Source organism: Nocardiopsis sp. SBT366, from assembly GCF_001083815.1.
Lineage (GTDB): Bacteria > Actinomycetota > Actinomycetes > Streptosporangiales > Streptosporangiaceae > Nocardiopsis > Nocardiopsis prasina.
Map to the genome: position 1 here is coordinate 1 of NZ_LAVM01000038.1, position 14807 is coordinate 14807.

The following is a 14807-nucleotide window of genomic DNA, read 5'->3' on the forward strand; positions in this document are numbered from 1 at the left end:
ACGAGAGCCGTTGGCCGTCCGCAAGGTCCCAGCCCGGGTGAAGCCCAGCCGCCCCGCGTCCAGCCCCGCCCAGGCCCCCGTTCCCGCACCGGCCAACGCCACCCTCGCGGCACCCGGGCCTGCCAGCGCGCGGGTGCGGGCTCGGGGGCGTTGGCCGGTGCGGGAACGGTGGCCTGGGCGGGGGTGGCCGTGGGGAGGCCGGACTCCACCCGGGCTGGGACCTTCTGGAAGACCACACGCTCTCCTTCCGCGCGGTGCCCGGCGCGGACCCTGGCGTGAACGCGGAGAACACGCGCGAGCACGCTGAGCGAGCGCTCATGGGATGCACCGAGCGCACGCCGAACGGGCCCGTCGACCGGACGTCATTGGGGATGGGCGGTCACGAGGGGTGCGACCGTGAGGGGGGCGGGGCGGGCGCCCCACTGGCGGCCGAGCGCCCGCCTACCTCGGCAAGAACGGCCGCCTAGCGGTCGCCGTAGTTGTAGAGGGTTTCGTTCACCGGTTCCGCGGTCGCGGTGGACTCGGTGGCGAGGTTGGTGGCCACCACGGTGGCACCGCCCGCCAGAGCCGCGCCGATCACGCAGGCGGCGATTACCTTGATCACTTGGGGATCTCCTTCCGCGCGCCCCGCTCCGATCGTGGTTGGGGACGCTGGAACCCGAGACTAGAACCTGATCTAGCCATAGACCAGATGATTGCCCCAACTGTAACTAACCCGCTGGTAACTTCCAACCCCGACAAAGGGTCTTTGTCCGCACTGATGTGCTGGTCATCCACTTCCAGAAGGGTCAGATCCGCACCCTCGACCACCGGGGACAGGGACTCCGCACCAGACCAGAACCGGTTATCGACGGGTGCCGAGACGACCACGTGGCGGACCCCGAGGCCGCCCAGTCGCTCCGCCAGTGCGTCGGGGTCGGACAACCACCGGTCCGAGGGCAGGCCGGTCGCGGGGTCGGGTTCGAGCAGGCGCGCGACCTCCCTGGCCCGCGTGTCCTCACCGGTCACCACGACCCGGCCGCCGTCGGGGGTGCCCACGCTGAGGTCGTCGTTCCAGATCGCGCGCCGGTCGAACAGCTTGGTCGCCGGGTCGAGCGCGACCACCGGTTCGCCGGACCACTCCAGGCCCCGGTAGGCGCTCCAGGGCAGGACCAGCACCGCTCCCGGCCGGTCGTCGGCGGCCACCGCCTCCTGGGCCGCCAGCCACTCCCGCGGGTACTCCACGGGCGCCAGCCGTCCTCCCGCTCCCCACAGCAGGCCCGGCAGCACCACCACGGGCGCCAGCACCACCAGCACCGTGCCCACCACTCGCCACAGTGGGATCTCGGGACCACGGTGGCCCTCTCTCGTCACCGTCCGGGCAGTCGCTCCCCCAAGGTCACGTCCGGACCGGCCCCCTTCACCCGGACCACCACGGCCCCGCGAGCCCTGTGAACCGTCACCCCCCGCACGGGCGGGGTCCCCTTCCTCGGCTGCCCGCCCAACCGATCCTCCGCCACCCGGACCACCATGGCCCCGCAGGCCCCGCAGGCCCCGTGAGTCCCGCAGGCCCCGTGAGTCCCGCCCTTCGCCAACAGGCAGGGCGCGCAGCAGCCACAGCACCGCGGCGCCCGCCCCCAGAGCCTGCACCAGGGCCAGGGGCGCCAGGTACAGCTGACCGTCCCGGAGCGGACCGAACCCCGGCCAGAGGTCGATCAGCACGACCAGGAGCTCGCGCCCCGGCGCGAACACCCCCAGGAGCGCGACAGCAAACCCCACCACCGCCGACACCGACAGCCCGACCCCCACCACGGGGCGGTTCCGCCGCAACCACCAGACCCAGCCCGCCAGGGACACCGCGCACACCAGCAACCGGGCCGTCGCGGTCACCGGTTCGCCGTAGCCGGGCGGCACCGCGCCCGAGTTCCACACCCCTCCGAGCAACAGCAGGGACCCCACCGCCCCGAAGGGGGTGTCCGAGCGTGCCGCGAAGGCCTCGACCCCCGCCGGATCGGTGACGGCGCCGCTGGTCAGGGACGGCATCAACCACGGCAGCGACACCACGACCAGGCCCGCCGCGAACAGTCCCGCGTTCCGGAGGCGGCGCGGCCCGGCCAGCGCCTGAGGTCCGACGGTGAGCGCGCTCAGCACCACCGAGGAGAACCCGCCGATCGCCGCAGGGACCAACGAACAGACCACCCCGGCCAGGCCCGCGCCCGGTCGGGCCGACGCCAGTCGCACCACCGCCCACAGCACCCACGGCAGCCCCGCGTACCCCAGCAGCATCGCCCACTGCCCGAGCAGCAGGCGCTCGGCCACGAACGGGTTCCACACGTAGAGGACCCCGGACGCGGCCCCGGCGGCCAGTACCGCACCCGGCACCCGGCCGCCCCCGGGTGCGGCCGAGCCGTCACACACCACGCGGACCAACAGCCGGAAGGCGCCCGCGCCACCCACCGCGAACACCGCCAGCAGGGCGAGGGTCTGCACCACGTCACCCGGCAGCAGGAGTGACAGGGCCGCCACCACCGCGTCGCTCGGGATCGCTCTCGGGAAGCCGTCCGCCCCGGCCAGCACCGCGGACAGTGAGAGGTCGGGGACGAAGAGCATGTCGTACCGGAGCACGTAGCCCGGCCCCAGGGCGGGCCCCAGCGCGAGCACCCCGGCCACCACGCCCACCAACCAGGGCAGCACCCGGGCCGGGAGCCGCGCGGCGGACCGCATCAGCCCTCCGAGAGGACGACGCTGTCGGAGTAGCCGCCCTCCACGTAGTCCCGGTAGGTGCGGACCACGATCTCGTAGGGGCCGGACACCGACGCCACCCAGCGCGGACGCTCGCCGACGGAGCCGAGCGAGCGCCAGCCGTCGCCGTTCCCGGGGCCCTGACCGTCCTGGGGCGCGCAGGTGACACCGGGTACGGGCGCCGCCGGAACGGAGGGTTCGGGGGCCGGTCCGGGTTCTGGTTCGGGCCGGGACGGTTCCGGTCGTTGCGTGGGGGTCGGCCCCGGCTCCTCGACCCCCGGCTCGGTGACGTCGGGGACCTCCTGGTCGTCGGTGGCCGGGTTCCCCGGGCGGGGACCGACCAGTTCCCTCGGGGTGGTGAACACCCGGCGGTCACGGGAGACGTCCAGGTCGTCCCGCCCGCACTCCAGCTGTCGGATCCACACCTCGTAGTGACCGGCCTCCGCAACGTCCTCCCATGTCACGAGGGCGCCCCCGTCGTGCACGCGGATCCACGACGGCGCGGGCGGCGGCTCGGCGTCCCACAGCACCTGGAGGGGTTCGGACTCGGTGCCCTCGTCCCGTCCCTTGAACGGGTGGACGACGAACTCGTACCGGGCGCCGCTGAAGAGCGAACCGACCAGCATGGAGCGGTCGTCCTCGTCGCTCTCGACGTCGGCGGGGATCACCCCGGCCGCGTCCGGGTCCGGATCCACCCGGCGCTGCACCACCCGGTAGTCGGTGGCCCCGGGCACGTTCTTCCAGCTCAGCAGCAGGCCGTCGTCAGTCTGCTCGTACTCGGGCTCGGGAGCGGTCAGCGGTCCGACGGAGAGCTCGGGAAGGGGGCGCGCGTACTCCTCCCCCACCCCCAGCGGCGCGGCCAGGGCGTCGGCGAAGGCGGCGGCGATCTTGAGCTCCCCGCGCGCGTTGGGGTGGGTCGCGTCCCAGTTGTCGAAGGCCGGCGCGTACTCCCTGGCGACCTGGGCGACGACCACGGGTGAGGTGGCGGAGGTGAGCTGTTGCGCGAGGTCGACAAGACCCATGTTGAAGCGCGTGATCTCGGCGTTGACCCCGGGGTCGTCACTGGTGCCGTCCACGGCGGGGAGTTCGCCCACCACGAAGCGGGCGTCGTCGAGCACGACCCGCACGGTGGAGACGGTCTCGGCGACGCCGTCGAGCGCCTGGTCCGCCCCGCCTCCGGCGAGGATGTCCTCGGTTCCGGCGAGCAGCAGCAGGTACTGGGGGTCGTGCTCGGCCGCGACCTGCGCGATGTCGGTGGACAGCTCCTGCGCGGTGGCGCCCCAGCGGGCCGCGTGGTCGGTGTCGAACTCGGGCTCCGCGTAGCTGAGGTCTCCGGGCTCCTCGTCGTCGAGGGAGTACATGTCGTCGTTGGGGCCGACGAAGTCGAACTCGACTCCCTGACCGGACAGGTGCGACCACAGGTGGTAACGCCAGGTGTGGTCGCCGCTGCTGCCCTGGGTCGCGGAGTCGCCCACCATCATGATGCGCAGTTCGCCGTCGGGCGGACCCGGTACAGGAAGGGGCTCATCGTCGGCGGCGTCCTGCTCACCACCGAGCCCGCCGGATCCGGTCTGGAGGAGCAGCAGGGTGACGGCCATGGCCGAGAGCATGACTCCGAGCAGTCCGAGCGGGCCGGGTTCGAACCGTGAGCCGGGGCGGCGCCAGACAGCGAGGTCGCGCCAGCTGAGGTCGCGCCAGAAGTCGGCGGTGAGCCAGTACGGCGGGCGGGGTGCCCACCGCGCGGCCGGACCGCGCCGTTCGGGGGTGGCGTCCTCGTCCGGGTCCTGCACCATGCCCCATCTCTCGCCGCCGCGGTAGTTACAGGTTCTGGTTCAGCGCCGGAGCGTCGTTACCCCTAGTCCAGCGACCAGGGGGCGATCACTCGCCAGACAAGACTAGAACTGGTTATATGGATGCCGTCAACCTTCTGGCCCCGCCGGGTCCGGCGGCACCGAGCCGAAAGGCCCCCTCACCGTGATCGGACTCCTGGTCGCGCTGCTCTCCGCGCTGGTCTACACGATCGGCCTGACCGTGGAACAGCGCGCGCTGCACGGCTCCGAGTCGATCTCGATCAACCGGCCTCTCCACCTGGCCAGGGTACTGCTGGGTAACCCGCGATGGGTGTTCGGATGTGCCTTCGCGGCCCTGGGCAGCGTGGGACTGATCGTCTCCCTGGGGCTGGCCCCCGTGTCCGTCGCCCAGCCCGCCTTCGCCGCCGGCGTGGCCACCACCCTGCTGGTCGTCACCCTGGTGCGGGGGGAGCGGATCACCCGGGGCGAGTACGTGGCGCTCGGCGTCATGCCGGTGGCCCTCGGCCTGCTCAGCCTGTCCACCGTGGACGGCGCCGAGACCGGGACCACCGCGAACACCCCGCTGCTGGTCGGCGTCAGCGTGGTCACCGTCGTGGCGTGCGTGGCCGTGATGGGGTTCGTGGGCGGCCGGGGCAGGTACGTCTCCGCCGCCGCCATGGGCGCCGCGGCCGGGCTCGCGCAGGGCAGCGCCGGACTCCAGGGCAAGGGGCTGGGCGGACTGCTCGCCGACAACGGCTTCCTGGCCGCGATCGTGCCCGCCCTGCTCTCCCCGTACCCCTACCTGTACGCGCTGGGCTGGGCGGTGGGGATCGTGCTCTTCCAGACCTCGCTCCAGCGCTCCCGGGCCTCCATCACCGCGCCCGTGTCGAACGTGGTGGGCAACGTGTTCGTGGTGGTGGTCGGCACGCTGCTGTTCGGGGAGCAACTGCCCGAGGACCCGCTCCTGCTGGCGCTGCGGATCGGCGGCTTCGCGCTGACTCTGGTCGTGGTCGTCCTGGTGCGCGGCAACGTGGCCCAGGCCGAGGCCGACACCAGCAGGTTGCGCGGCGAACCGGCCCCCGCCGCCAGCGACTAGGCCCCGACCATCGCGACCGCCCCTGGTGCCTCGGATCCCTAACGTCGAGACAGGTCTGCCAACGCCAGGCCTCCCCCGAAGAGGACCAGGGCGCCGCCGGACGCCTGGTCGAGCCTCCGCAGGGTCCGCCGGGTCGGTCGCCGACGGGCCACCATCCGCCCGGCGGCCACCCACCCCAGGGCGGCGCAGGCCTCACACAGCATGTAGAGGGCTCCCAGCGCGACCAACTGGACTGCGGCCGGAGCCGCCCCGGGCCCCGAGGCGACGAAGGGCGGCAGGAAGGCGGTGAACAGCAACAGGGCCTTGGGATTGGCCGCCGCAGTGACGAACTCCTGGGCCACCAGCCCCCACGACGCCGGGGAAGGCGACTCGCTCCCCCGCCAGACACCGACCTCGTCGGAGGCCCGCGCCGTGCGGGCCGACCACACCACCCACAGACCCAGTCCGACCATCACCATGGCACCGGTCACCCGGAGGACCTCGAAGGCGGTCTGGGAGGCGTGGAGGAGCGCGCCGAGGCCGGTGATGACCACGCCGAGCATGAGGGCGAACGCCGTGAAGCGCCCGACGAGCGCCACCACCGCTGGCCGCGGCCCACGCAGCAGGCCGTTGCGGAACGCGAGGAGGTTGTTGGCGCCAGGAGAGGCCGCCACCGCCAGCGCGGCTGGGGCGAAGACGGCCAGTTGTGCCGTGGAAAGCATGCGGCCAGCCTAGGCGCGGCGCACCCGCCGGACCAGGCGCCGCCGGGCCCCGAGGGTCGCGGTCCAGGGACACTCGCATCCCCGGACCGGACCGACCGGCGTTTGGCTCCTAGGCCGCCACGGAGACGGCCTGGCGCAGACCGGGAGCGGCCACGTCGGCCCAGGCGCGCACGACGCGCTCGGGGCTGTGGGTCTCGTCGGAGGCCAGGATCAGACCGGGCTCGGCCACCCAGGCCCCCAGGTCGGCCAGGAGGATGCGCAGGTCCTCCTCGATCCCGTGGCTGTTGCGCAGGTCGTCGACGACTGCCAGCGGGACCGCGACGGTGTGCCCCAGGCCGAGCTCGGGCAGCCGGTCCAGGAAGACCTTGAGCAGACCCGTGTAGGTGCCGTGGACCTGCGGCGACGCCACCAGGAGCACGTCGCTCCGGCGCACCTGTTCGAGGGCCTCAGTCACGGAGTCGGCGGCCTCGGCGAGCAGGTCCTGGCCGAGGGCGGCCAGGTCGATGATCTCGGGTGTCGAGGTGACCCCGGCGCGGGTGGCGACCTCGGCGGCGGCGCGCAGCGCGGCGGTGTGCACGGAGGAATGGGACTGGGGGGCGGCGACGAGCACAGTGAAGCGAGTCATTGCGGAGAACTCCTGGGTTCGGTCAGAACGAGCCGGATCGACCGGAAGGAACGCGGGGGGCGGTGATCGGAAGACACCGGAGGGAAACCGCTGTTCCTCGTGGACCTCGACCGAGCGGGACGTCGTCGTCCGGGGCTCGTGTGCGGCGGTCCAGTCGGGGGTGCTCACACGGACCGGGAGAGATGGTCCGGGACCCAGGTGGGAGTCATGAGCGTCCGGTGTCTGCGTAAGGGCACGGGGGCACGGTTCAGAACCGTGACGGGGCGGGGCCCCGCAAGGCGCTAGCTACGACAGAGCGCGCTCGCCTGCTGTCGCAGATCGACATGCAGGCGCTGGACAAGCAGCTCACCGGCGGACATGGCTCCATCATGAGGCGCGTCGGCCGCTATCGTCAATGCGTGCCGCCACCCCTCCTTCGGGGGTGTCGGGCTCCGCGCGGGCCGGTCCACCTCGCGGACAACCGTCCCAGGGAGCGGGATCAGCCTGCTCCGCTGGGGATACGTGACGGGCCGGGGGCGCGCACGGCCCCCTGCCAACCCCCCGTTCACGGAAATGTAATTTACGACACAGCGCCCGACCCTCCGCCCCACGGCGGCACCCCCCAGACACAGGGAGAGACCCAGACATGGCCCAGACACCCCTCACGCTGACCGGCGCGCGCGTCGTCACGGCCGACGGCACCCACGACGGGTGGATCCGGATCGAGGACGGCCGGGTCAGCGAGCTCGGCACCGGCGAGCCCGGCCCGGGTGAACGACACGACGTCGGCGGACGGCTGGTCGCACCGGGGCTGGTCGACACCCACATCCACGGCGGCGCGGGGCACGCCTTCCCCGAGGCCGACCCGGAGGGCGTGCGGGAGATCGTCGCCTTCAACCGCAGGTCCGGTGTGACCTCCGTGGTCGGCGGTCTGGTCGCGGCCACCCCCGAGAACACACTGCGCCAGGTCTCCGCCCTGGCGGACCTGTGCGACGCGGGCGAGCTGGCCGGGATCTACCTGGAGGGCCCCTTCATCGCGCGCTCCAAGTGCGGGGCGCACGACCCGGACCTGTTGCGCGACCCCGACATCAAGGAGTTCGACGCCTGGCTGACCGCCGGACGCGGCCACGTCCGGATGATCACGGTGGCCCCGGAGCTGCCCGGAGCACTGGACCTGATCCGCGCGGCCCGCTCCGCCGGTGTGGTGGCCGCCGTGGGGCACACGGAGGCCAGCTACGAGCAGACCCTCGCCGCGATCGACGCGGGGGCGACCGTGGCCACGCACGTCTACAACGCGATGCGGCCGCTGAACCACCGCGACCCCGGTCCGATCGCCGCGGTCCTGGGCGACGAGCGGGTGACGGTGGAACTGATCCTGGACAACGTGCACGTCCACCCGGGCGCGGCCGGTCTGGTGTTCGACTCGGCGGGGCCCGAGCGCGTCTCCCTGGTGACCGACGCGATGTCGGCGACCGGCCTGGGGGACGGCGAGTACACCCTGGGCGACCTCCGGGTCAGGGTCCTGGACGGTGAGGCGAGACTGGTGGAGAACGGCGCGATCGCCTCCAGCACGATCGTGCTCCCCCAGGCGGTGCGCAACGCGGTGGCCCTGGGAGTGCCCGTCGCGGACGCGATCCGGTCGGCCTCCTCGGTCCCGGCCGCGGCGCTGGGCCTGGCCGACACGGGCCGGATCGAGGTCGGGGGCCACGCCGATCTCCTCGTCCTCGACGAGGACCTCTCGGTCTCCTCGGTGATGTACCGTGGCGCCTGGAAATCGGACACTTCGGTGTTCTAACGGCGTGTCGTGAGCACGGTACGGATTAGTAACTTGACCCTGAGCGACAATTACGGACAGGGCGTCGAGGAAAGCACCGTGCCTGACACGAAAGGAACCACCATGGCTCAGTCGAGACAGGCCAACGACCAGCAGCCGACCCGCGTGCCCTCCGAGGAACGCGAACACCTCGGCAAGCTCGCCAGCGAGCTGACCCGCTACGAGGTCCAGGCGGAGGTGAAGGACGAGCCCGCGCTCTGCCTGCGGGTGCACAATCCGTCCTCCGTCCACGCGGTCGAGGACGTGATCTGCGAACGGCGCGAACACGACTTCGCGTTCATCGCCTCCTTCGGGGTCCACCTGGGCAACAGCGGCAGTGTGTCACTGACCGCCCACAAGGTGGCGTGGCTCGTGGGGGCCACCAAGGAGTAGGCCGCGGGACACGACGGGGGCGATGCCGACGGGTACCGCCCCCGTCCGGCGTTTCCCGAGGGCTTGGTACCTTCGCCACAGGTGACCCCGGACGCAAAGGACCTCTCGTGACCGCCTTCCGCTACGGGCTCGACCCCGTCGACGAGACCTTCTTCGAGACCGCGCCCATGCGCTGGCGGGTGGGCCTGGAACTGGCCGCCTCCCCCGACGAGGTCTGGGCGGGACTGACCTCGTCCCGGCCGCTGTCCTGGTGCCGAGCCCTGCCCGAGGTCACCTACGTCTCCGAACCGCCCTACGGCGTGGGCGCCGTCCGCGAGGCCAGCGTGCTCGGCACGTACCGGATGCGGGAGGAGTTCTTCCGCTGGGACGACACGGAGCGGCGCAAGTCATTCCACGCCACCGAGGCCACCCTCCCCCTCTTCAGCGCCTTCGCCGAGGACTACCACGTGCTCCCCTTCGACAACGGCAGCAAGCTCGTGTGGTCCTTCGCCTTCGCCCCGTGGAAGGGCCTGGACAGTGCGGTCCAGCTGGTCAGGCCCCTCACCGAGACCCTGCTCGCCTCCCTCGTGAGGGACACCCGAAACCACTTCGGTTCTCTGACCGAAGTCCAGTGATCCACCGGCGCGCTGTCAGCGGTTCCTGATCCTCGCCAGAAGCCTGAACGCGAGCCAGACCACGACGGTCATGGCCGCTAGGCCCACCGCGCCGCCCACCACCGCGCCCAGAAGGGTCGCCACCCGGTCGGCCGCGTCCCCCTCCCACAGGGTCCGCCCCAGTCTGAACAGTGAGACCACGAGGACCACCAGGAAGAACCCGGTCACCAGCACCCCCGGCACGCCCCAGGAGAACCGCTTCCCCGAGGGCTCGGGGCGCCCCTCCACGGCGGCCTCCGGTCCGACCACCGCGGCCCGTGCCCGCTTGAAGTAGGCGTGGGTCAGGTAGTGGCCGCACGGCTCCCAGCCCTCCGGGGCCAGCTGCCGCGCCAACCGCTCCCGGCCCCCGCGTCCGAGCGCCGACTCCTGCCGGTACTCCCACGCCTGCGGGGGCTCGTCCCGGTGGCTCACGAACCGGCCCTGCCGGTCCAGCCGGTCGATCTCCCAGCCCTGGGCACCCAGCTCGTTCATCCGCCCCTGGGCCACGAAGGAGTCCGCGCCCCACACCAGCGACTCCGGCCCGGCCTCGCCGTCCTGTCCCCTGAGGTCGTCAGCGAACTCTGAGACCGGACCGAACTCCTCCTCCGGGTCGACACCGCTCTCGGCGACGAACGCCGCGAGGTCGTCCACCGTCTCCCGAACCCGCTCCCCAGCGACGCCACGGGCCCGCAGCAGGGACTCCAGCTCTTCGAGGTAACTCACGTGGTTCCGCCCTTCCTCAGCACCTCACGCACCGACGCGTCGAACTCCAGCCAGGCGGCGCCCTGTTCGGCCAGGACCGCACGGCCCTGGTCGGTCAGTTGGTAGTAGCGCCGTCCCGGCCCCTTCTCGGCCGCGCGGAACTCCGCGACGACCAGTCCCGCCTCCTCCAGCCGGTTCAGCACCGGATACAGGGTCCCGCCCTTGATCCGGCCGAACCCGGCCTCGTCCAGCTGGGCGGCGAGGGCGTAGCCGTAGCTCTCGCCCTCCGTGAGTCCGGCCAGTACCAGGAGGTCGAGGACCCCCTTCAGCCAGCTCGATCGACGATCCATCCGTTCTCCTTCAGGCCGCGGGGGTGAACTGCCCGGACCTCCCGGTCGCGGGCCTCGGGGTGAGCAGCAGGGCGCGCAGGTCGACCAAAACGTGCACGAGGATCGGCACGATCAGGCTGCCGGTGCTCAGGTACAGGTAGGTGAGCGCGCATCCCAGCAGGCCGACGAGAAGCATGTCCTTCGCGCCCTGGTAGAGGTGCGCGAGGGTGAAGACCACCAGAGCCGCTCCCGCCGCGACGTACAGCGGGAGTCCCAGCGAGACTCCGACGGCGATGAGCAGTCCTCGGAAGATGATCTCCTCGCACACCCCGGCCGTGACCGAGGCGCCGACAGCGCACCAGCGTTCACGCGTGGTGCGCGGCAGCATGGGGTCCAGCGTCGGGGACACGGGCATCGCCTTCCAGCGGGCGAGCAGTGTGACCATCACCGCCGCGACCGCGAAGCCGACGAACATCCCGGCCACGGTCCCCCAGTCGACGTCCCCGTGCAGCCCCAGGTGGGCCCACTCCGCTCCGGGCGAGAGCAGGACGGTCAGCGCCGTGAGCCCGGTCAGCCCCCAGAAGACCGCCATCCCGGTACCGAAGAACCGCACGTACAGGCCCGGGTCGGTGTCCCGGTCCCGCTTGAGGACCTCGAACATGCGCCTGCCCCACAGGGGCTCGACCAGGAGCAGGTAGGCGAAGACGACGGCCGCAACCACCAGCGCCGCCGGAGAGAAGACGGGAGCGGTGAGATCTGGGGACATGGGGGCCTCCTCCATCAGTTGATCTATCTAGACGATAGACCTACCTAGTTAGGATCGCAACCTATGTAGCCATACGGCATCCCTGACACAACGAAGCGCCCCACGGGGCGGAGACCAAAGACCTCCACACCACAGGGCACGCCGGGCACGAGCGCAAGCGAGGGCACACCAGGGGGCAGCACACCATCACACCCACCCCAGGCACAACAAAGCGCCCCACAGGGCGGAGACCAAAGGCCCCCACACCACAGGGCACGCCGGGCACGAGCCCGAGCGAGAGCACACCAAGGGGACGGCGCACCCACCCACCCCGGACACAACAAAGCGCCCCGCAGGGCGGAGGCCAAAGGCCCCCACACCAAGCGGCGCGCCGGGCACGAGCGCAAGCGAGTGCACATCGGGGGGTTCGGGGGGGTCGTCCCCCCGAAAGAACAACGAAGGCGACCCGGCGAGCGCGTTCACGCGCGAGCAGGGTCGCCTTCGAGACAAGTGGAGGTGGCGGGAATCGAACCCGCGTCCTTCAGCAACGAGCCAGGGCTTCTCCGGGTGCAGTCTGTAGTGTCGTTCTACTCGGCCCCAGCGCTTGTACAGACACATCGCTGACGGGCCCAGCCACGAAAATGTCCCGCTCAGGCCCCGTGGCCTGATCCGAGCGGTGAGTCATCTAAATGGTGCCGGATCCCGAGCCGATGACGAGCCCGGACCGACAGAGTCACAATCGCTTAGGCAGCGAGAGCGAACTCAGTGCGCTTGGAATTGGCACTTGAATTTATGCGAATGCAGGATTAACGAGGTCACAAACACAACCCTCGACCCGCTTCCCCTGGAACGACTACCAAAGTCGAAACCGATCACCCCCTGTGAAGTTGTCAAGACCACCTGTCACCCGAGGGCTCCGGGCGGCCGACAAGCGAGTGAACGAGCACTCGCGTGATCGTCACTCTACCTCTTGAACAGTGTGGGCACCAAGCTGATTCCAGGGGACGCCGGTGAATTCCCCAAGCATGGAGAAACCCCCGTGAGGCGGACGCAAGAGCGGTCGACGCACTCACGGGGGCGGTCGGCCTGGGTCGGGGCCGACCTTGAAACGCGACAGGGCCCTCCCCCGAGACGAGGTCCTGTCCTCACGCTGGCCCGCTGCCCGCTGTCGCGGTACCAGTCACAAGGAAAGACGCCGCCGGGGCACCCGTGGGTTGCTCCGGCGGCGTCCTCGTTTTCCTGGTCGGCCGCGCTCCTCAGTTTCCGCTGAGGTCGGTCCCGACGCCCTGGCCCTCGAGTCCCTCGCCCTCGACGCCCTGGCCCTCAGTGCCGGGGACCTCGGGTGGGAGGGTCTCCTCGGTACCGGGGACGCCCTCGGTCTCGGGGACTCCGTTGGCCAGCCCGTTGAGGAAGCTGGTCGCGGCGGTGACGGCGTACTGCTGCCACTGGCTCATCTCGGGGTCGACCTCGGCGAGCACCGCGAAGGCGACGTCCCCCTGGTAGCCCACGAACCAGTGCAGCGCGGTGTCGTCCTGTTCGACGCGGGCCGCCTGGCCGTACACCTGCTCCTCCCCGACGTTCACCTCGGGCATGCGGATGGTGACCGCATCCCGCAGCCCCTCCCGCACCACCTCGAGGTGGGCCTCGGAGAGCTCGTTGGCGTTGGCCGGGCTGGGGCCCTCCTCGCGGACGAGGGTCGGTCCGTGCCAGGAGCCGTCCGCGACGGCTCCCGCGGCCAGGGCCATGGAGAGCGGGCTCACCTGGACCCCGTGGTCGCCGATCATCGCGGACGCCAGTTCGGCGTCCCCGTCGGCGATCTCCACGGTGCCCGGGGAGACGGGCAGCGGCAGCTGCCAGTCGCCTCCCAGCCCGAGCTGTCCTGCGGCCTCGGCGAGCGCGTCGGCGCCGACCTCGGGCGCGACGTCGACGAACCCGACGGTGCACATGTAGGTCATGTTGCGGACCAGCGTGGGGTTCTCCGCGAGGAAGCCGTTGCTGGGGTTGGTGAACACCTGGTCACCGACCTCGGACTGGAACCCGCAGGGCATGGCGCTGTCCGCGGTGACCGCACCGGACTCCAGGGCGGCCAGGGCCGACACCATGGTGAAGATGCCGCCCGGAGCGTAGGAGCCGGTGAAGGCCGCGTCGTCCGCGGCACTGTCGGAGGCGTTCGCGGCGGCCAGGACCTCACCGTTGGTGGTGTCGACCGCCACGACGTACCCGTCGCCCGGCATCGCCTCGGTCGCGTTCTGCGCGGCCTGCTGGGTGGCCAGGTCCAGAGTGGTCTCGATGCCGCCGCTGCGCACGCCCTCCCAGGACTCCAGGACGTCGGTCTGGTCGCCGTCCTCGCCCAGGCTGACCACCTGGGTGGTGGCGGTTCCGGCCAACTCCTGCTGGAAGATGTTCTGGAGGCCGCTCAGGCCCACGGTGTCGCCCGCCTGGTAGGACCCGGCCACACGGGAGGAGACCCGGTGCTCCGAGGTCCCCGCGACCTCTCCGAGGACGAAGGGGGCCGCGCGCGGCGACAGGTTGACCTCGACCTCCTGGGTCTGGACGCCGGAGATGCTCCCGGCCTCACGCAGGAGGGCACTGTCCGCGTCGCGCATGAGCACCAGCGGTTGGAACTGCTCCGGCGGCGCGGAGCGCACCCGGTTGAGCAGCGGGTCGGGGTCCTCGTCGAGGAGTTCGGCGAGCTCGGTGACGCCCGCCTCCTTGTCCTCCATGTCGGCGGGCAGCACACCGAAGGCGGTGACGCTGTCCGCGGAGACGAGGGGTTCTCCGGACCGGTCGAGGATCTGGCCGCGGTCCTCGATCTCGTAGCTGACGGCCAGCCGCTCGCCCTCGCTGAGGTCGGGGTGGATGACGCTCGGAGACCAGTCGATGAGCCAGCCGGTGGGACCGTTGGTCAGGGACATCTGCCCGGTGTAGTTCCACACCGGGTCGCCGATGCCGAGGTCCGCGGTGACGCCGAACTCGGCGTTCGCGGATTCTCCCTCCGTGGAGATCCGGCCGAGGTCGAACCGGACGGAGGCGAGGTCGAGCTGGTCGTGGACGTCGGTCAGCGCCCGCTCGACCTCCTCCGGGTCACCGGTGGTGTGACGGGCGGCCTCGGCGTGGTTCCCGTCCTGCCAGGCAAGCAGGAAGGACCTGACTGCCACCTCGGGACTGGGGTGGGTCGTGCACGCCGCGAGACTCAGGGCGATGATCAGGCCACTGCTGGCGGCCGCGATCCTGCGGCCGAGGGGACGGGGGGACACCTTGTGTGTTCCTTTCAGGCGCCT

The 14807-nt window shown here is 71.5% G+C and carries 13 protein-coding genes and 1 other RNA gene; 4 read left to right on the forward strand and 10 right to left on the reverse strand.

Annotated elements, in window-relative coordinates; all coding sequences use genetic code 11:
- Positions 1–463: 463 nt before the first annotated feature.
- The 3 genes from ADX84_RS26340 to ADX84_RS13460 are packed head-to-tail and all read right to left on the reverse strand — an operon-like array spanning position 464 to position 4514.
- Complete coding sequence (locus ADX84_RS26340) at positions 464–604, reverse strand: hypothetical protein (protein WP_017542507.1); 141 nt, start codon at positions 602–604, stop codon at positions 464–466.
- A complete protein-coding gene (locus ADX84_RS26645; RefSeq protein ID WP_049573185.1) occupies positions 601–2703 on the reverse strand; it encodes a membrane protein in 2103 nt (700 codons plus the stop codon). Before ADX84_RS26645 ends, ADX84_RS26340 begins: the two co-directional genes overlap by 4 nt.
- On the reverse strand, positions 2703–4514 hold the full coding sequence (locus ADX84_RS13460; RefSeq protein ID WP_049573189.1) for an SGNH/GDSL hydrolase family protein: 1812 nt from the start codon (positions 4512–4514) through the stop codon (positions 2703–2705). The genes ADX84_RS26645 and ADX84_RS13460 overlap by 1 nt, the downstream gene beginning before the upstream one ends.
- A gap of 181 nt (positions 4515–4695) precedes the next feature.
- Between ADX84_RS13460 and ADX84_RS13465 the strand changes: the two genes are divergently transcribed.
- Positions 4696–5607, forward strand: a complete 912-nt coding sequence (locus ADX84_RS13465) for a hypothetical protein (RefSeq protein ID WP_049573192.1) — start codon at positions 4696–4698, stop codon at positions 5605–5607.
- A gap of 38 nt (positions 5608–5645) precedes the next feature.
- Here ADX84_RS13465 and ADX84_RS13470 read toward each other — a convergent pair whose 3' ends face one another.
- Positions 5646–6308, reverse strand: coding sequence for a LysE family translocator (locus ADX84_RS13470; RefSeq protein WP_049573195.1), 663 nt, complete (start codon positions 6306–6308; stop codon positions 5646–5648).
- A gap of 109 nt (positions 6309–6417) precedes the next feature.
- Positions 6418–6933, reverse strand: a complete 516-nt coding sequence (locus tag ADX84_RS13475) for an NADPH-dependent FMN reductase (protein ID WP_049573198.1) — start codon at positions 6931–6933, stop codon at positions 6418–6420.
- A gap of 625 nt (positions 6934–7558) precedes the next feature.
- On the opposite strand from ADX84_RS13475, the gene nagA reads away from it, so the two are divergent.
- From nagA to ADX84_RS13490, 3 genes are all read left to right on the forward strand, one after another.
- Positions 7559–8707: an N-acetylglucosamine-6-phosphate deacetylase gene (gene nagA, locus ADX84_RS13480; protein WP_049573201.1), complete on the forward strand. Its 1149-nt coding sequence runs from the start codon at positions 7559–7561 to the stop codon at positions 8705–8707.
- 102 nt (positions 8708–8809) lie between these two features.
- Positions 8810–9118 (forward strand): hypothetical protein, encoded by a 309-nt coding sequence (locus ADX84_RS13485; protein ID WP_049573203.1) that lies wholly within the window; start codon positions 8810–8812, stop codon positions 9116–9118.
- Positions 9119–9225: 107 nt separating this feature from the next.
- Positions 9226–9732, forward strand: coding sequence for an SRPBCC family protein (locus ADX84_RS13490; RefSeq protein ID WP_049573209.1), 507 nt, complete (start codon positions 9226–9228; stop codon positions 9730–9732).
- 15 nt (positions 9733–9747) lie between these two features.
- On the opposite strand, the gene ADX84_RS13495 is transcribed toward ADX84_RS13490, so the two are convergent.
- The 5 genes from ADX84_RS13495 to ADX84_RS13510 all read right to left on the reverse strand — a co-directional run bounded on the left by ADX84_RS13495 (position 9748) and on the right by ADX84_RS13510 (position 14783).
- The gene (locus ADX84_RS13495) at positions 9748–10473 is read right to left on the reverse strand and encodes a hypothetical protein (protein ID WP_049573211.1); all 726 of its coding nucleotides are present in this window, start codon (positions 10471–10473) and stop codon (positions 9748–9750) included.
- Positions 10470–10802 carry a PadR family transcriptional regulator gene (locus ADX84_RS13500; protein WP_049573213.1) on the reverse strand — a complete coding sequence of 111 codons (333 nt, stop codon included), beginning with the start codon at positions 10800–10802 and terminating at the stop codon, positions 10470–10472. The genes ADX84_RS13495 and ADX84_RS13500 overlap by 4 nt, the downstream gene beginning before the upstream one ends.
- A 10-nt stretch (positions 10803–10812) precedes the next feature.
- A complete protein-coding gene (locus tag ADX84_RS13505; protein ID WP_049573300.1) occupies positions 10813–11547 on the reverse strand; it encodes a CPBP family intramembrane glutamic endopeptidase in 735 nt (244 codons plus the stop codon).
- A gap of 487 nt (positions 11548–12034) precedes the next feature.
- Positions 12035–12406, reverse strand: a transfer-messenger RNA (tmRNA) gene (gene ssrA / locus ADX84_RS25475).
- Positions 12407–12782: 376 nt separating this feature from the next.
- Entirely contained in the window at positions 12783–14783 is a 2001-nt protein-coding gene (locus ADX84_RS13510) for a penicillin-binding transpeptidase domain-containing protein (RefSeq protein WP_049573214.1), read from the reverse strand.
- Positions 14784–14807 lie beyond the last annotated feature (24 nt).